Source organism: Alteromonas sp. ABV4_515 (genome assembly GCF_056160345.1).
This window is the reverse complement of record NZ_JBSWWZ010000029.1, coordinates 1-517: the sequence shown is the minus strand read 5'-3', so window position 1 is coordinate 517 and position 517 is coordinate 1. Positions and strand designations below refer to the sequence as shown.

Genomic DNA, 517 nt, shown 5'->3' with positions numbered 1-517 from the left:
TATACCGTTGAAGCCACTGCCACCGATGCTGCCGGTAACGCCACTACGGCTACCGACAACAACGGTGAAATCGATACCGCTGCGCCAACCATCACGCTGGACGCACAGACAACAGGTAATGACGCTACGCCTAATGTTTCAGGTACCACGGATCTGCCGCTCGGCGAAACCGTGTCGATCACGGTAACGGACGCCAACGGCGACGCGCAAACTTTCACAGCAACAGTTCAGCCAGACGGCTCGTTCAGCGCAGACGTTCCAGCGGATTTGGCCGACGGTGCCTATACGGTTGAAGCGACCGCCACCGATGCGGCAGGTAACGCGACCACCGCCACCGACAACAACGGTGAAATTGATACTGCAGCACCAGTTATCACTCTTGATCCACACTCGCTAGGTAATGACGCCACACCAACGGTTTCGGGAACCACCGATTTACCTGCCGGTGAAACCGTGTCCATCACAGTGACCGATTCAAACGGCGACGCCCAAACCTTCACGGCAACGGTACAGCCAG

General features: G+C 57.3%; 1 protein-coding gene. It reads left to right on the top strand.

Going from position 1 to position 517, the window contains the following annotated elements; all coding sequences use genetic code 11:
- On the top strand, window positions 1-517 hold a 517-nt coding region (locus ACXAGX_RS20525), incomplete at both ends, for an Ig-like domain-containing protein (RefSeq protein ID WP_474840704.1).